The organism is Oceanicaulis sp. (genome assembly GCF_051859625.1).
Classification (GTDB): domain Bacteria; phylum Pseudomonadota; class Alphaproteobacteria; order Caulobacterales; family Maricaulaceae; genus Oceanicaulis.
On the sequence record NZ_JBHYFH010000001.1, the window covers coordinates 1,970,802 to 1,986,453 of the forward strand.

17 protein-coding genes are annotated in these 15,652 nt (G+C 64.3%); 5 read left to right on the forward strand and 12 right to left on the reverse strand.

Annotated elements, in window-relative coordinates; all coding sequences use genetic code 11:
• Nucleotides 1-20 precede the first annotated feature (20 nt).
• Together ACTIGF_RS09295 and ACTIGF_RS09300 are read left to right on the forward strand one after the other, a co-directional pair.
• Complete coding sequence (locus ACTIGF_RS09295) at nucleotides 21-398, forward strand: Kazal-type serine protease inhibitor domain-containing protein (protein WP_439636594.1); 378 nt, start codon at nucleotides 21-23, stop codon at nucleotides 396-398.
• A 99-nt stretch (nucleotides 399-497) separates the two neighbouring features.
• Nucleotides 498-1,310: an SDR family NAD(P)-dependent oxidoreductase gene (locus ACTIGF_RS09300; protein ID WP_439636595.1), complete on the forward strand. Its 813-nt coding sequence runs from the start codon at nucleotides 498-500 to the stop codon at nucleotides 1,308-1,310.
• 1 nt (nucleotide 1,311) lies between these two features.
• Here ACTIGF_RS09300 and ACTIGF_RS09305 read toward each other — a convergent pair whose 3' ends face one another.
• The 11 genes from ACTIGF_RS09305 to ACTIGF_RS09355 all read right to left on the reverse strand — a co-directional run bounded on the left by ACTIGF_RS09305 (nucleotide 1,312) and on the right by ACTIGF_RS09355 (nucleotide 11,494).
• Nucleotides 1,312-3,015, reverse strand: coding sequence for an amidohydrolase (locus ACTIGF_RS09305; RefSeq protein ID WP_439636596.1), 1,704 nt, complete (start codon nucleotides 3,013-3,015; stop codon nucleotides 1,312-1,314).
• A 49-nt stretch (nucleotides 3,016-3,064) separates the two neighbouring features.
• On the reverse strand, nucleotides 3,065-3,640 hold the full coding sequence (locus ACTIGF_RS09310) for a hypothetical protein (protein WP_439636597.1): 576 nt from the start codon (nucleotides 3,638-3,640) through the stop codon (nucleotides 3,065-3,067).
• Nucleotides 3,637-4,800, reverse strand: a complete 1,164-nt coding sequence (dapE, locus tag ACTIGF_RS09315; RefSeq protein ID WP_439636598.1) for a succinyl-diaminopimelate desuccinylase — start codon at nucleotides 4,798-4,800, stop codon at nucleotides 3,637-3,639. Before dapE ends, ACTIGF_RS09310 begins: the two co-directional genes overlap by 4 nt.
• A 57-nt stretch (nucleotides 4,801-4,857) precedes the next feature.
• On the reverse strand, nucleotides 4,858-5,688 hold the full coding sequence (gene dapD, locus ACTIGF_RS09320) for a 2,3,4,5-tetrahydropyridine-2,6-dicarboxylate N-succinyltransferase (RefSeq protein WP_439636599.1): 831 nt from the start codon (nucleotides 5,686-5,688) through the stop codon (nucleotides 4,858-4,860).
• Nucleotides 5,685-6,404 carry a pyrimidine 5'-nucleotidase gene (locus ACTIGF_RS09325; RefSeq protein ID WP_439636600.1) on the reverse strand — a complete coding sequence of 240 codons (720 nt, stop codon included), beginning with the start codon at nucleotides 6,402-6,404 and terminating at the stop codon, nucleotides 5,685-5,687. Before ACTIGF_RS09325 ends, dapD begins: the two co-directional genes overlap by 4 nt.
• Nucleotides 6,401-7,378 (reverse strand): DUF1036 domain-containing protein, encoded by a 978-nt coding sequence (locus tag ACTIGF_RS09330; protein WP_439636601.1) that lies wholly within the window; start codon nucleotides 7,376-7,378, stop codon nucleotides 6,401-6,403. Before ACTIGF_RS09330 ends, ACTIGF_RS09325 begins: the two co-directional genes overlap by 4 nt.
• A gap of 59 nt (nucleotides 7,379-7,437) precedes the next feature.
• Entirely contained in the window at nucleotides 7,438-8,004 is a 567-nt protein-coding gene (gene yihA, locus ACTIGF_RS09335) for a ribosome biogenesis GTP-binding protein YihA/YsxC (protein ID WP_022701431.1), read from the reverse strand.
• A gap of 96 nt (nucleotides 8,005-8,100) precedes the next feature.
• Entirely contained in the window at nucleotides 8,101-10,122 is a 2,022-nt protein-coding gene (yidC, locus tag ACTIGF_RS09340; RefSeq protein ID WP_439636602.1) for a membrane protein insertase YidC, read from the reverse strand.
• Between the two features lie 15 nt (nucleotides 10,123-10,137).
• Nucleotides 10,138-10,533 (reverse strand): ribonuclease P protein component, encoded by a 396-nt coding sequence (gene rnpA, locus ACTIGF_RS09345; RefSeq protein WP_439636603.1) that lies wholly within the window; start codon nucleotides 10,531-10,533, stop codon nucleotides 10,138-10,140.
• A 23-nt stretch (nucleotides 10,534-10,556) separates the two neighbouring features.
• Nucleotides 10,557-10,691 (reverse strand): 50S ribosomal protein L34, encoded by a 135-nt coding sequence (gene rpmH, locus ACTIGF_RS09350; protein WP_022701434.1) that lies wholly within the window; start codon nucleotides 10,689-10,691, stop codon nucleotides 10,557-10,559.
• A gap of 140 nt (nucleotides 10,692-10,831) precedes the next feature.
• A complete protein-coding gene (locus ACTIGF_RS09355) occupies nucleotides 10,832-11,494 on the reverse strand; it encodes a glutathione S-transferase family protein (protein ID WP_439636604.1) in 663 nt (220 codons plus the stop codon).
• 269 nt (nucleotides 11,495-11,763) lie between these two features.
• Here ACTIGF_RS09355 and ACTIGF_RS09360 point away from each other — a divergent pair, with 269 nt between their 5' ends.
• The 3 genes from ACTIGF_RS09360 to ACTIGF_RS09370 are packed head-to-tail and all read left to right on the forward strand — an operon-like array spanning nucleotide 11,764 to nucleotide 15,433.
• Nucleotides 11,764-12,522, forward strand: a complete 759-nt coding sequence (locus ACTIGF_RS09360; protein WP_439636605.1) for a TVP38/TMEM64 family protein — start codon at nucleotides 11,764-11,766, stop codon at nucleotides 12,520-12,522.
• Nucleotides 12,519-13,940 carry a dihydrolipoyl dehydrogenase family protein gene (locus ACTIGF_RS09365; protein WP_439636606.1) on the forward strand — a complete coding sequence of 474 codons (1,422 nt, stop codon included), beginning with the start codon at nucleotides 12,519-12,521 and terminating at the stop codon, nucleotides 13,938-13,940. Before ACTIGF_RS09360 ends, ACTIGF_RS09365 begins: the two co-directional genes overlap by 4 nt.
• A 26-nt stretch (nucleotides 13,941-13,966) precedes the next feature.
• Complete coding sequence (locus tag ACTIGF_RS09370; protein WP_439636607.1) at nucleotides 13,967-15,433, forward strand: sensor histidine kinase; 1,467 nt, start codon at nucleotides 13,967-13,969, stop codon at nucleotides 15,431-15,433.
• A gap of 50 nt (nucleotides 15,434-15,483) precedes the next feature.
• Here the strand turns inward: ACTIGF_RS09370 and ACTIGF_RS09375 are convergent, their stop codons facing one another.
• Nucleotides 15,484-15,651 carry a hypothetical protein gene (locus tag ACTIGF_RS09375; RefSeq protein WP_439636608.1) on the reverse strand — a complete coding sequence of 56 codons (168 nt, stop codon included), beginning with the start codon at nucleotides 15,649-15,651 and terminating at the stop codon, nucleotides 15,484-15,486.
• Nucleotide 15,652: the final 1 nt, after the last annotated feature.

Consider the following 15,652-nt stretch of genomic DNA (forward strand, 5'->3'; position numbering starts at 1 on the left):
ATATTTCAAAGGGGAATAAGATGCGGAGCTTTCTGACTTTACTGGCAATTTTTGTGCTGGGCGCCTGTAGCGCTGCGACTCCGGACGACGGCCCGATCAATGGCGGTCCCGTGAACGGCGGCGACTGGCGTGTCGTCGGGCTGGGTGAAGCCTGCGGCGGCATGGCCGGTGTCAGGTGCGAGGGCGCGGACGCTGGCGCTAATTATTGCGCGTATGCGCCTACGGCCCAATGTGGCGCCGCGGACCAGATGGGCGTTTGCACCGCGCGCCCGCAAATGTGTACGCGAGAATATCGCCCGGTCTGCGGCTGTGACGGCGAGACCTATGGCAATGCGTGTACGGCCGCCGCTGCGGGCGCCAGCATCGTGCATGAGGGCGAGTGCCAAGCGCGCCAGTAAGCGCCGAATGTCAGCGTTCGCTCAGTCATTGGCTTGAGCGCCCGGTTCCGCAACGCGCTGGAACCGGGTAAGCAGCCTGTCTGACGACAGGAGACGCCCATGGCTCAATTGACAGGCAAAACCGCTCTGATCACTGGCGTTGCGCGCGGCATCGGCGCCGCGATCGGGGAAGCGTTCGTGCGTGAAGGCGCTCATGTGCTGCTTACGGATATCAATGGCGCAGGCGTCGAGGCTCTGGCCGCACGACTGGGGGAGCGGGCGCATGCCCGGACCCTGGACGTCGGCGAGCCTGCCGACTGGTCAGCGGCGGCGGAGTGGGTCGAGCAAAGCTGGGGCGGACTAGATATTCTGGTCAACAATGCCGGGATCACCGGGTTCGGCGTGGCGGAGCAGGGCCTTCACGACCCCGAGCATGTGACGCTGGAGGACTGGCGCGCCGTGCATCGGGTCAATACCGATGGCGTCATGCTGGGCTGCCAATGGGCGATCAAGCTGATGAAGGCGCGCCAAGGCGGCTCGATCATCAATTTGTCTTCACGCTCGGGCGTAGTGGGCATTCCCGCTGCTGCGGCCTATGCGGCGTCAAAGGCCGCGGTCCTGAACCATACGCGCACCGTGGCGCTTTATTGCGCGCAGGCAGGCTATGACATTCGCTGTAACGCCATCCTGCCCGCTGCCGTGCTGACTCCCATGTGGGAGGATATGCTGGGCGAAGGCGACGCCCGCGACCGCGCCATTGCGGATGTGGAGGCTGGCATCCCCATGGGCCGGTTCGGCCGGCCTGAAGAAGTGGCGGATGCGGCGCTTTTTCTCGCCTCAAGCGCCTCCAGCTACATGACCGGCACGGATTTGCATCTGGATGGCGGCATCCTCGCCGGCGCGGCCTCATCACCGCGCCGGGCTGAGGACTGAGTTACTCCGCGCGCCAGACGATTTCGCCGTCCACCACCGTCATCACCGGGCGGGCCTCTGCCAGATCGGCGTCCGGCACGGTCATCAGATCGCGGTCAAAGACGGAAAAGTCCGCCAGCTTGCCCACTTCAATCGTACCCAGCTCATCCTCGCGGAAGGTGGCGTAGGCCGGCCAGATCGTGAACAGCTTGAGCGCGGTCTCACGGTCCAGCGCCTGGTCGAGATTCCAGTGATCGTCAGCGAAGCCGTTCAGATCGCGACGCACGGCGGCGGCGTAGAACTCGATCCGCGCCTCGCCGCGTTCCACCGGGGCGTCTGACCCGCCGGCGATCATCGCGCCGTCCTCGATCAGCGTGCGCCAGGCATAAGCGCCCTCCAGCCGGTTCAGACCGATGCGACTGGCCGCGAAATGCAGATCGCCGATGGCGTGGCTGGGCTGCATTGAAGCGATCACATCCATCTCGCCAAAGCGCGGAATGTCGTCAGGGTGCAGCACCTGGGCGTGTTCGACGCGCCAGCGCGGCTCCGCCACGGCGCGATCTTCGGCGGGGACGGCCTCAAAGCTGTCTTCCATCCAGTTGAGCACTTCACGGTTTCCCGCATCGCCAATGGCGTGAATGGCGAGCTGGACGCCATCCGTCAGCGCGCGCTGCATCATCGCCTCGGCGCGATCCTCTTCAGACAGGAACAGGCCGGTTGTGTCCGGTGCATCGTCATAGGGCTCCAAGAGCGCTGCACCGCGTGAACCGAGCGCGCCGTCCATGTAGAATTTCACGCCGCGCGCGATCACCCGTCCATCGCCCTCGATCCGGGGCGCTTGGGCAGCCACGGCGTCATAATCTTCCGGATTGGCGAAGACCGAGATGCGGATGGGAAGCGCGCCCTCTTCAGCCAACGAGGCCATGATGTCTACGTCCGCATAGGGCACGCTCATATCGTGCACGCTGGTCCAGCCGTGGGACGCCATCACTTCAGCGCCCAGCCGATAAAGCGTCTCACGCTCTTCGGCGCCCGGTTCGCCCGCCAGCGCCGCGAAGGGCGCCATGGCGGTGTCGATGAACATGCCGTTGGGTTGGCCGTTTTCGTCTTTGAGAATGGCGCCGCCTTCAGGGTCAGGCGTGTCCGCGGTGATACCCGCGGCTTCGATGGCGGCGGTATTGGCGACCAGCGCATGGCCGTCCGCGCGCACCAGGATCACCGGACGCTCGGCTTCGATCGCGTCCAGATCGGCGGCGCTCGGGAAGCGCTCTTCGGGCCAATGGGTCTCAATCCAGCCGCGTCCGGAGATGATCGAGGCGCTGGCGTCAGAAGCGGCCTCGGCGACGCGGTCCTGCAGGTCGGCGATGGAGGCGGTTCCCTCAAGATTCAGGGACCGTTCGCGTTGTCCGACGCCGATGACATGGGCATGCGCGTCGGTGAAACCGGGAAACAGCGTCGCGCCCGCCAGGTCTACGGTTTGGGTGTCTTCGCCGATAAACGCTTCGCCATCCGCGGCGCTACCGACAAAGACGATCCGTCCGTCATCAACAGCCACCAATTCGGCACTGGGGCTAGCCTCGACGCCGGTATAGATCGGGCCGCCGGTGAACACCCGGTCGGCGGCGTCTGGGCGCGCAATTTGCGGGTCGAGCGGTTCAGAACAGGCGCCGAGCGCCAGCGTGCAAACGCTCAAGGGCAGCGCGGCCAGTGACAACGTGCGGTTCATAAATCCCTCCCCAGGACGATCTGAGAGGGAAACTAGCGCGGCGCGGCCCTCAGGTCACGGTCATGATCATCCAGTCGATGATCAGGGGCACGCCCGCAGCCGCAGCCGCAAGCAGCGGCGGCAGGCCCAATGCGCCGTGCGCGACGCGCCAATGCACGAACAGACGCACGAAATTATAAAGCGAGGTGACTTGCCCCATGGCCCCCGCATCGGCCAACCCTGCGGGGTAGAGCGCCAGCATCAGCGCCTGGACATGGACCAGCAGCAAGACCGTCCAGTTATGGGTCACAAGCCAGCTCGCGTAGCGGTCTTTCACGCCCAGAACCATCACCATGCCCATGGCGACCACAGGAAAGACTATCCAGAACCGCGCCCAGCTAAACAGGGCGTCCAGCAGCGAATAGCTCGCCTCCGCTTCGAAATAGCTGGCGTTGTCGGCGATGAAATAATTGATGCCGTAGATCAGGAAGATGAAGGCTGGCAAGCCCAGCACAACGCCGATGAAGGACCGGCCGACGCCGGTCACGCTCATGTCGAAATGCTTGCGCCAATCGGATTTGAACGCCAGCAGCGCAAAGACACCATCGACGCCCGCGCGCATATCCTTGAGGGCCTGATGGATCATGGAAACGTCTTGAAATACCGGTCGAGGACATCTGCGTAGATCGCGGCGAGCCCGGTCACATCGCTGACGGGGACGCGCTCATCCACCTGATGCATGGTTTCGCCCACCAGGCCAAACTCGGCCACCGGGCAATAATCCTTGATGAAGCGGGCGTCAGACGTGCCGCCGCCTGTGGTCAGCGCCGGCTCGCGTCCCGTGTGGTCCTTGACTGCGTCGCGGAGCAGGCTGGTGAAGGGGCCGGTCTTGGTCAGAAACGCGTCGCCGGTGACGGTGAGATCGAGAGCAATTTCGCAGAACGTGCCGGTTTCGGCGGCGGCGGCTTCTTCACGTATCCACTGTTTCAGGTCATCGCCGGACTGGGCGGTGTTGAACCGGATATTGAATTTCGCGCTCGCCCTGGCCGGGATCACATTATGGGGGGCGTTGCCCACATCAATCGTTGTGACCTCAAGATTGGAGGGCTGAAAATGCGGCGCGCCCTCATCCAGCGTGCGCGTGGTCAGACGGTTCAAAAGGTCGATCAGGATCGGGATCGGGTTCTCGGCCTTCTCGGGGTAGGCCACATGGCCTTGCTGTCCGGTGACCGTGATCACCCCGTTCAGCGAGCCGCGGCGGCCCACCTTGATCGTGTCGCCCAGCGCGTGCGGATTGGTCGGCTCGCCCACCAGGCAATGATCGAGTTTTTCGCCCTTGTCGGTGATCGCCTTGAGCAGTTTCTTGGTGCCGTTGATCGCCGGGCCTTCTTCGTCGCCGGTGATCAGGAAGGCGATCGAGCCTGCAGGCGCGCCCTGGCTTTGCAGATGCCGGGCGACGCCGGCGACCATGGCGGCGATGGCGCCTTTCATGTCCGCAGCGCCGCGTCCCCAAAGAACGTCATCGGCGATTTCCGCTTCGAACGGACCGCGGCTCCAGGCGGCGTCATCACCCGCCGGGACCACGTCGGTATGACCGGCGAAGCAGAACACCGGCGCGGCGCTTCCAAGCCGGGCGTAGAGATTGTCGACCTCTTCAAACTTGAACCGCTCGCAGACAAAGCCGAGCGCCTCAAGCGCCTCTGACAACACGTCGAGCGCGCCCGCGTCCTTGGGGGTCACGGAGGGCGCCTGAATCAGGCGGCGGGCGAGCGGGATGGGGTCGGTGAGCGAAGACAGATCAAGCATGGCGCAGATTTAGGGCGTTTTCGCGCGCGGCGCCATGCCTGACCGACCGGATCTGACTTAATCGCGCAGCAGCGCGTTGATCGAGGTTTTGGCGCGGGTCTGGGCGTCCACGCGTTTGACGATGACGGCGCAATAGAGCCCCGGCTTGCCGTCTTCGCCGGGCAGGTTGCCCGGCACCACCACGGAATAGGGCGGCACCTCGCCGCGGAACATCTCGCCGGTCGCCCGATCAATGATCTTGGTGGACCCGCTCAGATACACGCCCATGGCCAGCACGGCGCCTTCGCGTACGATCACGCCTTCGGCGACTTCGGCGCGGGCGCCGATGAAGCAATTGTCCTCGATGATCACCGGATTGGCCTGTAGCGGCTCCAGAACGCCGCCAATGCCGGCGCCGCCGGAGATGTGCACATTCTTGCCGATCTGGGCGCAGGAGCCGACCGTGGCCCAGGTGTCCACCATCGTGCCCTCATCCACATAGGCGCCGATATTGACGTAGGACGGCATCAGCACCACGCCCTTGCCGATGAAAGCGCCGCGGCGCACAGCGGCGGGGGGCACGGCGCGGAAACCCGCGCGCTCGAACTCCGCAGCGTCCCAGCCTTCAAATTTCGAGGCGACCTTGTCCCACCACGGGCCATGATCGGCGCCGCCGGGGATGATCCGGTTCGGGTTCAGGCGGAAGGACAACAAAACCGCCTTCTTCAGCCATTCATTCACCGCCCAGACGCCGTCTTCGCCGCGGCTGGCGACGCGGGCTTCGCCGCTGTCGAGCTGGTTGAGGGCTGAGTTGACCGCATCGCGGATTTCGCCCTGGGTCTGTTGGGTGAGCTGGTCGCGGATATCCCAGGCGGCGTCGATGACCGATTTCAGCGCATCATGGTTCATGGCGTCGTCTTCTTTGCTGTGTCCGCAGCCACATGCCAGTCACCCAGAAAAGTGCGCAGGCAGTCCACGGCGTAGTGAATATGATCGGGATGTATCAGCGGTTCGGGCGCGGCGCCATCCGCCAGCGCTTCCACGGGCGGATGCACCAGCACCGTGGTGAAGCCGATCTCATGGGCGGTTTGCAGATTCTTGACGGAATCCTCAAACATCACAGTGCTTTGCGGTGTGATCGAGAAATGCCCGGTGAACCGCTCAAAGCCGGCCCGGTGTGGTTTGGGCGTAAAGTCTGCAGCCTCGATGTCGTAAAGATCTTCAAACAGGCCGTTCAGCCCCAGTTGGTCGATGACCTTCTCGGCATGCTTGCGCGAGCCGTTTGTGTAGACGATGCGGCGACCGTTGAGGGCGGCCATATGGTCGGCCAATTCAGGATCAGGCGTGATTACGGAGTGATCTACGTCATGCACGAAATCCAGAAACGCGGCGAGATCGCTCACCTGATTGTTGACCAGCAGCCCGTTCAGCGTGGTGCCGTGAGTGGTGTAGTAATGCTGCTGCAGGGCGTGGGCTTCCTCGCGCGTCATCGAGAATTCGCGCTGCACCCAGTCCGTCATCTTGTCGATGACCTGGCTCATCACCGCCGCGTCGGCGGGATAGAGCGTTTCATCAAGATCGAACACCCAGGTGTCCACATGGTGCAGGTCAGGGGTTCGGTTCACGGAAGGGGTTCCTCAAAGTCATCAAGATCAAGCCGCATCATGCTGCCGCCGTTCTCTGCGGCCGGCGCGGCGCGGAACAGGGCGGGCTGAAAGCCGGCCGCCTCGCACTCTCCGCGGGTCTGGCTGGTGAAGCGCGCGGGCGTGATGCAAAACGCTTCCGTGCCGGACGCCAGCGGGCGCAGCGCGTCGCCGTCGATCAGCTGGGCGTAGACATAGGTCTCGTCACCCGTCAGTTGGGCGGACAGCGTCTGGGCGCAGCCGCCCGGTGCAATGCGCCACCAGCCGCGGGTTTCAAACCCGTCTCCAACCGCCCGCGCCACTGCGACCCCGACGGGCAGATTGGCGTCATTGCAGACCTGAAGGCCCAGTCCGGAATTACGGTCCAGCGCCCGCTGATGCAGCGCTTCGATCAGCTCGCTCCGCTCTGCGCCAAAGCTGCGGCCGAGATCAGCTTCAAAGGCGGCGACCTGGCGGCGGGTGCGGCGTCCGGCATAGCCATCAATGACGTTGATGTCATAGCCGGCTGATTGCAAAAGGCGCTGCAGCCCCGCTTCTTCGGCCCGGTCGCCAAAATCGGCGACTTCAACCAGCACGGCGCTCTCACGCTCTGCGTCGCTCAATTGCCGGAACTTTCGGGTTTCCAGCCCCAGCAAGTCGCAATCAGCGACGCCCTCGAACGAGAAATCTGCCTCATCCACGCAGATATCCAGGCTGCCGCGCCATTCGCGCACGCCGCCCAGATAGGCGCGTGTCGTGCGGGCATAGAGGTATTGTTCTGTGTCTGTGGCGGGGCCGATTTCGGCGCACCCGCCCGGCGCGATCCGCGCCCAGCCTTCCACCGCCAGTCCCGATGGCGTGCGCCAGGCCTTGGCCGCCTCCACCATGAAGCTGGTCTCGTTGCACACCTGGCCCGCCTGGGCGGCGCCGCCCAGGCCCAGCATCATCACCAGGGCCAGAATGATCCGGTTCAGCATCTCAAGGCTCCCGTCGCTCCACACGCCTGTTTTGCATAGTAGGGCGTGGTCCCGGTCCGCTACAGGGCCAGGGTGGAGATTTCCCCGCGCAGCTCGTCCAGCCCGTCACGCTTGGCGCTTGAAGTCGCGGAAATCACCGGGAAAGCGGCGGGCCGCCGGGCGATCTTCTGCGAGGTTTCCTCAAGGCGCTTCTGCGCTTCGCTGGGCTTGAGCTTGTCAGTCTTGGTCAGAACGATCTGGTACACCACGGCGGCGCTATCAAGAACCTTCATGATCGCTTCGTCAGACGGCTTGATGCCGTGCCGGGAGTCGATCAGCAAGAAGACCCTCTTGAGATTGACCCGGCCGCGCAGATAGTTCTGCGTCAGGCGGGTCCAGCGCGCAGCGACCTCCTTGGGGGCTTTGGCGAAGCCGTACCCCGGCAGGTCGACGATCCGCAGCCGGCCTTGCATGTCAAAGAAGTTCAGCTCCCGCGTGCGTCCCGGTTCCGTGGAGGCGCGGGCGAGCTGTTTGCGACCGGTCAGGGCGTTGATCAGTGAGGACTTGCCGACATTAGAGCGGCCTGCAAACGCGATCTCGGGCACGTCGGAATCCGGCAAGGTGTCCATGGACACCACGCCCAGCATGAAATCGATCTCGCCGGAGAACAGCTTGCGGCCCGCCGCGAGGCGGGCCGCCGTTTCAGCCTGGGCGTCTGGAGAGGGCTCGGTCAGGGCCGCCTCCTATTTCTTCTTGCCGCCGCGCGGCTTTTTGGCCGCGGGGTTGGAGCTGACCCGGCGACCCGGAGTCGCGGGCTTGGCGGGGGTCTCGGTGTTCGCCGGGCTTTCGCCGTCTGTGATCGCAGCGTCAGCGTTGGCGTCTTCCGCCAGTTCGGTGACGGCTTTCTCCACCTTGCCCTCGATCACCTGATTGGTGGCGGTCGGGGTGTCCTCGCCCTGGTATTTTGCGGGCACGGCCGAGCCGGTCAGCTTGGCGCGGACCTTGAAGAAGTTGCGGTCCAGCTCGGTCACCACGCCCTGACGGCGCATGATCAGGTATTGCTGGGCGATGGTCAGCGTGTTGTTCCACGACCAGTAGATGATCAGGGCCGCCGGGAAGGGCGCCATGATGATGGTGAAGATGATCGGCATGAACGCGAAGATCTGACGCTGGATCTTGTCCGGCGGCGGCGGGTTCAGCGATTGCTGCGCCCACATGGTCACGCCCATCAGCAGCGGCCAGATGCCGATCGCCAGGATCTGACCGATCATGGGAATGCCGGACGGATCGTAGGGGAGCAGGCCGAACAGATTGCCGAACATGGTCGGATCGGGCGCCGACATGTCCTGAATCCAGCCGAAGAACGGCGCATGGCGCGCGTCCAGCGAGATGAACACGGTCTTGTACAGCGCGAAGAAGATCGGGATTTGCGGCAGGATGGGCAGACAGCCCGCCACCGGATTGATCCGCTCCTTGCGATAAAGCTCCATCATGGCCTTTTGCTGGGCCTGGGGGTCGTCTTTATGGCGCTCGCGGATTTCTTTCATCTTCGGCGCGGCGGACCGCATCTTGGCCATGGACGCGAAAGCGCGGTTGTTCAGCGGGAACAACACCAGCTTGATCAGCAAGGTCACGACCATGATCGCCAGGCCGTAATTTCCCAGAAGTCCGTAGAAGAAGTGCAGGGCGGCGAAGAAGGGCCGGGTCAGGAACCAGAACATGCCCCAGTCGATCGCCATGGTCAGCCGGTCAATGCCCAGCTCGTTTTCATAGGCGGCGAGGATGGGCTGTTTCTTGGCGCCGGCGAACACATAGCTCGACGCTTCCAGGCTGGCGCCGGGCGCCAGGATTTGCGCATCGCTGAGATAATTGGCTTCAAAAACGGGACGGTCCGGGCGCGAGACCACGCGGAACTGGGCGCGCACATTGCCCTGATCCTGAGGAGCGACGGCGGCGAGCCAGTATTTGGAGGTGATGCCCATCCAGCCGCCGGGGCCGGAGCGCTCGATCAGGCCTTCATCTTCCCATTTCTTGAACTTGCGCGAGAAGTGCGTGCCGTCCACGACGCCGACAGCGCCTTCATGCAGCACGAAGAAGTTTTGCAGATCTTCCGGCACGCCATGCTGGCGCACCAGCGAATATGGGCGCAGCGACACGGCCGCCGAACCATTGTTCACAACGGTGTCGGACACGGTGAACAGGTAATTGTCGTCGACCGTGATGGTGCGGCGGAAGGTCAGGTCGCCGGCCTGGTGTTCGAGGACCACGGGCGTGTCCGGCGTCAGCACATCGCCTTCCGCCAGGGTCCATTGCGTGCTCAGGCCCGGCAGGCCCTGGGGCGCGTTGGCGTCTCCCAGCCAGCCGGAGGCGGCGAACTGATACCCGTCAGAGCCTTCAGGGCTCAGAAGGGTGACGGCCTCGCCGGAATCCACTTCGGTGTCGTACCGCAGCAATTGCAGGTCATCGAGGCGCGCGCCGGTGAGCGAGAGCGAACCGGACACCGCCGGTGTGCGAATTTCGATGCGCTGGGATTGGGCGAGCGCGTCCGTCCGGCTGAGACCGTTCTCGCCGCTGCCGGGCGCGAAGGCGCTGGGTTCCGCCTGTGGGGCGTCGTCCGTAGTGGTGGTTTCAGCCTGGCTGGCGGCTATGGCCGCTTCAGCGGCCTCCCGGTCGCGGGCCATCGGATCCAGCACGAACACCTGATACAGCAGCAGGATGCCGATCGCGATAACGGCTGCGAGCAGGAAGTTGCGGTTCTCACCCATGGGAGGAACGATCCCTTACGTCTTTGAGGGCGTGTGATCCCGCAGATCGCCCGTCGATCCACGCTCACGCCGCGCGAGGCTTATCAACGCGGCTTTGACATCGTCAAGCAAGGCCGGCCATGACCGGTTCGCCGTTTGAGCGCGCGCAATGAACACATAGTCGGTTCCGGGCCGCCCGTGGAGGGGCAGTAACAGGCGCGCTGCTGCGCGCAACCGGCGCTTGGCGCGATTGCGCACCACGGCGTTGCCGATTTTCTTGGTCGCGGTGAACCCCGCGCGGGTCAGCCCGTCGGGGTCATCCTTGCGCGCAAGCATCTGAATGACAACAGATGGCCTGGCGATGCGCGGCGCTTCTCGCGCGCGCAAAAAATCGCGCCGCTCGGTGATCCGTGCGGCGCGATCTGGATACATCGTCGTGTCGACTGTCGCCTGAATTAGGCGGACAGACGCTTACGGCCCTTGGCGCGGCGACGCGCCAGAACCTGACGACCGGCTTTGGTGGCGGCGCGGGCACGGAAGCCGTGGCGGCGCTTGCGGACCAGATTGGACGGCTGGAATGTACGTTTCACGGTTCGGCTCCCATTGGGATCAGCGGCCGGGCCCCCGGCGCTTCAAAATTCGAGCCGCGGTGGATACGGGAGGTAGGGGCTTGAGTCAAGCGCCCCACCGCCTTTGAGAGCGGCCATGAACTGCACTTTTAGCATGCTTTTCAGTCGTACCGGGCCAGAAATTTCGGCGCCGGGGTGGGAAGTTGCAGTGCGCGGGCCACCGCCGGGCGTGCATCCAGGCGTTTGATCCAGGCGGCGAGGTGGTCCAGCCCGTCCATGGAAATGGTCGCCCAGGAATGGCATCGCACCCAGGGGAACATCGCCATGTCGGCAATGGAATAGGCGTCACCCGCCAGCCAGTCCCGCCCCTGAAGGCGAGTGTCGAGCACTTCGAACAGGCGCCGGGATTCGCCGGTGAAGCGCGCAGTCGCGGCTGCGCTGGCCTGACCGGCGTCTTCCGCGAACCGCGCGAAGAACATGGCCTGACCCATGGCCGGACCGACGCCGCCCATCTGCAGCATCAGCCATTGCAGGGTTTCAGACCGGGTTTTGGGGTCGGTCGAGAGAAACTGTCCGTATTTCTCGGCCAGATACCACAGCATGGCGCCTGATTCGAACACGGCGAAATCATCATTGCCCCGGTCGATCAGGGCGGGAATCTTGCCGTTGGGGTTCAGCGCCAGAAAGTCGGGCGCCTTGTGCGCGCGGGTGGAGAAATCGACGCTGACAAGGTCATACTCCACACCGGCTTCCTCCAGGAAGATCAGCGGTTTCCAGCCATTCATGGTGGCTGCGGTAAAAAGCTGGATATCGGGATGTGACATGGTGCGCGTCCTTCGTGTCAGGGCGCGATCACGCCCGCGTTGGGAAAGGGCGGTGAGGCCGCCTGTGCGCACCTAGCTGCCGTGTGACGGCGCGGAGCGGTATCCGGTTCATTGCGCACGTAGAATTACGCAGCCGCGTCATAAGCGCGTGATTTTGAAATAAACTTTCACACCAAGGTGATGCTCGGTCGTGGGGATGTGGTTTTCCCCTACTCGACACCACGGTCTATATGCAGTCACAACGCTGAGACGAGAAAAGGGATTTCCCGATGGAAACGGACGAGCACACCATTGAAGACGCGCCGGCTGCGGCCAAGCCGGCCAAGCCGCTCTGGCGCCGGTTGGCGCCGCTGGTCGTCCTGATTGCGGGGCTGGTCGCCTTTTTCGCGCTGGGCGGGCCGCAATATCTGGATGCGGAGCGCGCACAGGACGTCTTGCGCGGCGTGGACGGCTGGGTTCAGGACCATCTGGTGCTGGCGCTCGTCGCGTACATGATCTTCTACGCGCTCGCGGTCGCCATTTCGGTGCCGGGCGCGCTGTGGTTCACCATCGGCTCGGGCTTCCTGTTCGGTCCCTATCTGGGAACCGGCGTCGCCGTGATCGGCGCGACCGCCGGCGCGACGATCATCTTCCTCGCCGCCCGTTACGCCTTCGCTGACTGGGTGCGCGAGAAATTTCCCGGCTATGTGAAAAAGCTTCAGGACGGGTTTTCGCGCGACGCCTTCACCTATGTCGTGATCTTGCGGCTGATCCCGGTCTTGCCCTTTTTCGGCATCAATATCGCGACCGCTTTGCTCAACGTTCCGGTGCGCGCCTATGCCTTGGGGACGCTGGTGGGCGTCATCCCCGGCGCCTATGTGTATGCGACCGTCGGCGCGACCATCAAACGCGCCGCTGACACCGGCGTGCCGTCCTTTGGATCGCTTCTGACGCCTGAACTGATTTTCGCCATGGTGGCGTTCGCTGTGCTGGCGGTGCTGCCAGTGGTGTATCGCCGGATGACGCAATCCAAGGGAGACGCCGCATGAGCCGCGAACGCATCAAGGCCGATCTCGCCATTATCGGCGCAGGCGCGGCGGGTCTCGTCACCGCCTCGGGCGCCGCACAGCTGGGCCGCAAGGTCGTCTTGTTTGAAGCGGGCGAAATGGGCGGCGATTGCCTCAATTATGGCTGCGTGCCGTCCAAGGCGATCCTGACCGCCGCGCACAAGGTTCACGCCATCCGTGAAGCGTCCAAATACGGCATCACCGTCGGCGAACCCAGCGTGGACTTCGCCAAGGTGCGCGAGACCATCCAGACCGCCATCACCACCATCGAACCCAATGACAGCCAGGAGCGGTTTGAAGGCTTCGGCGTCAAGGTGGTGCGTGAATACGCGCGGTTTGAAAACGAGGACACGATCGTCTCAGACAGCGTCGAGGTGAAAGCCAAACGCATCGTGGTCGCTACCGGCACACGCGCTTTCATCCCGCCGATCGACGGCCTGTCGGCGGCGCCGTATCTGACCAATGAAACGATCTGGTCGCTGGAGACCCTGCCTGAGCATCTGATCGTGCTGGGCGCAGGGCCGATCGGCTCAGAGCTTGGACAGGCGTTCCGGCGTCTGGGGTCTGACGTCACGATCATCGAAGCCGGCGTGCCGCTGGCGCGGTTTGAGTCTGAACATGCGGCTTGGGTGACCGACGCCCTGATGAGCGACGGCGTCAGCTTGCATGCGGGCCTCAGCGCCACGAAGGTCAGCCATGACGATACGGGCGTTACGGTCACTCTGTCAGATGGTCAGAGCGTGACCGGCAGCCATATCCTGGTCGCCACCGGTCGCAAGCCGGTGCTCGATGGTCTCAATCTGGAGGCCGCCGGCGTTGAAACCGATGCGCGCGGCATTGTCTGCGACGACCGTTTGCGCACGTCCAACAAGCGCGTGCTGGCGGCGGGCGACATTGCGGGCAAGGGCGGTCTGACCCATCTGGCGGGCTGGCATGGCAGCGTCATCCTGCGCAATCTCTATTATGGCCTGAGCACGGGCCAGTCCTCTCAGCCCATTCCCGGCGCGGTCTATACCGATCCGCCCATCGCCCAGGTCGGATTGACCGAAGCGCAGGCGCGCGCTGAGCATGGCGATAAAATCAAGGTCGCGCGCTGGGGGTTTGACGATAACGACCGCGCCATTGCGGAATCGGATGTGCGCGGCGGCGTCAAGCTGATCCTGGGCAAGGGCGGCAAGGTGCTCGGCGCGCATGCGGCGGGCGCCCGCGCTGACGACCTGATCCAGATCGCCGGCGGCGTGATGGCGCGTGGCGGCACGGTGCGTGACCTCACAAGCCCGGTGGCGCCGTATCCGACCCGCGGCGAAATCTTCAAGCGTGCGGCGGGATCCTATTATGAACCGGTGGTGTTCGGGTCGATGGCGAAACTGCTCGCCAGCGTGCTCAGCGCCTTTCATTAAAGCTCGAAACCGGCTGGGGAGGCGGCGTGGAGATCAGGGTCAACAACCAGCACGGCGCCGCGCGCCAGGCCGCTGCGATCCAGGCGATCAAGGCCGTGCGCAAGGCGGTCCTGTCCATGCCGGGCAAATTGCTGGGCCTGTCCATCGGCTTTGTGCTGCTGGCGGAAATCCTGATCTTCTTCCCCTCCGCCGCCAATTACCGCTCGGACTGGCTCTCAGAGCGCACCGATGACGCCTATCTCGCCTCGCTGGCCGTAGAGACGGCTGACGAGATGGGGCTGGGTGATGAGATGATCGCCAATCTTCTCACCAGCGCCGACGCCGTGATCGTCGGCCGGGTGTATGACGGCATGAACGTGCCGCTGCTGGCGCGCCCGGGCGGCATCGGCGCGGCGCCGGTGATGGAGGTGATGCTGGCGGAGGAGAACCTCTTCGAGCGCATTTTCAACACGATCGGCGTGTTCCTGGCGCCGGAGGGGCGGTATCTGCTGATCATCGACGAGCCCATGGCGGGTGAGGTGGGTCTGATCAGCGTCGTGGTGCCTGAAGCGGGCCTCAAGCGCGATCTCTACGCCTATTCAGGCCGGGTTCTGTGGCTGTCGATCTTCATCGCGGTGATGACCGGCGGGCTGATCTATCTGTGCCTGATGTTCATGTTCGTGCGCCCCATGCGCAAGCTGGCCCAGGCGATGACCCAGTTCCAGCAAGACCCCGGCAATCCCGCCTGCACCGTGGCGCTATCTCGCCGCTCTGACGAGATCGGCGAGGCGGAAAGCGCGCTGGCGGCGATGCAGGATGAAGTGCGCACCGCCTTTCGCCAGCGTGAGCGGCTGGCGGCGCTGGGCGGGGCGGTGGCGCGCATCAATCATGATCTGAGGAATGTTCTGACCAGCGCCCAGCTGATCTCCGACCGGCTCTCCACCAATGCTGACGAGCGGGTCGCGGCCATGGGCGCGCGCCTTGTGCGCGCGGTCGATCGCGGCATCCGCCTGTGTGAAGACACGCTGCAATATGGCCGATCTGAAGAACGTCCGCCCGAGCTGCAGCCCGTCTGGCTGCGCGCGGCGCTCGATGATGCGGCGGGCGACGCGTTTGCGGCCACGGGCGCGGCGGACTGGCGCAATGAGATTGATGCGCTGATGCAGGTTCAGGCGGACCCGGACCATCTGCACCGCATCTTCCTCAACCTGTTTCGCAATGCGCTGCAGGCGATGGAAAAATCAGATTCTCCCCTGATCCATGTCCGCGCCCGTCTGTCGCGCGAGGGCGAACATGTTCTGGTCGAGGTGTGTGACACCGGGCCAGGCGTGCCGGACCGGATCGCGGAAACCCTGTTTGAGCCCTTTGGGCGTACAGGGTCCAAGGGCGGGTCCGGGCTGGGCCTGTCCATCGTGCGCGAGCTGGCGCGGGTCATGGGCGGCGATGTCTATCTCAAGACCAGTTCCGAACCCGGCGCCGTGTTTGAAGTGCGCCTTCCGGCCATGGGCGGCTAGACCGGACAGGCGGTGATCCTGCCCGGTCCGTTCTCTCGCTCTGTCAGCGCCTAGAGCTCGTCATACTCCGCATCATAGCGGTGCTCGACAGTGTCCCACCGATGCGGGTTGAAGCGCACCGAGCGGTCCGTTTCAAACGGATAGCTGGGCGTCCACGGCGGCGCCGCGCGACGTTTCTTGGCTTTCTGGGCGGGGCCCGTTTTTTTCAATCCGGCCATG

Coding starts and splice junctions, on each gene's coding strand:
- dapE (WP_439636598.1), bottom strand. CDS start 4,800: ATGCTTGATCTGTCTTCGCTCACCGACCCCATCCCGCTCGCCCGCCGC.
- yihA (WP_022701431.1), bottom strand. CDS start 8,004: ATGCTGGGCGTGGTGTCCATGGACACCTTGCCGGATTCCGACGTGCCC.
- ACTIGF_RS09375 (WP_439636608.1), bottom strand. CDS start 15,651: ATGGCCGGATTGAAAAAAACGGGCCCCGCCCAGAAAGCCAAGAAACGT.
- ACTIGF_RS09310 (WP_439636597.1), bottom strand. CDS start 3,640: ATGATCCATCAGGCCCTCAAGGATATGCGCGCGGGCGTCGATGGTGTC.
- ACTIGF_RS09305 (WP_439636596.1), bottom strand. CDS start 3,015: ATGAACCGCACGTTGTCACTGGCCGCGCTGCCCTTGAGCGTTTGCACG.
- ACTIGF_RS09365 (WP_439636606.1), top strand. CDS start 12,519: ATGAGCCGCGAACGCATCAAGGCCGATCTCGCCATTATCGGCGCAGGC.
- ACTIGF_RS09300 (WP_439636595.1), top strand. CDS start 498: ATGGCTCAATTGACAGGCAAAACCGCTCTGATCACTGGCGTTGCGCGC.
- dapD (WP_439636599.1), bottom strand. CDS start 5,688: ATGAACCATGATGCGCTGAAATCGGTCATCGACGCCGCCTGGGATATC.
- ACTIGF_RS09360 (WP_439636605.1), top strand. CDS start 11,764: ATGGAAACGGACGAGCACACCATTGAAGACGCGCCGGCTGCGGCCAAG.
- yidC (WP_439636602.1), bottom strand. CDS start 10,122: ATGGGTGAGAACCGCAACTTCCTGCTCGCAGCCGTTATCGCGATCGGC.
- rnpA (WP_439636603.1), bottom strand. CDS start 10,533: ATGTATCCAGATCGCGCCGCACGGATCACCGAGCGGCGCGATTTTTTG.
- ACTIGF_RS09355 (WP_439636604.1), bottom strand. CDS start 11,494: ATGTCACATCCCGATATCCAGCTTTTTACCGCAGCCACCATGAATGGC.
- ACTIGF_RS09295 (WP_439636594.1), top strand. CDS start 21: ATGCGGAGCTTTCTGACTTTACTGGCAATTTTTGTGCTGGGCGCCTGT.
- ACTIGF_RS09330 (WP_439636601.1), bottom strand. CDS start 7,378: ATGCTGAACCGGATCATTCTGGCCCTGGTGATGATGCTGGGCCTGGGC.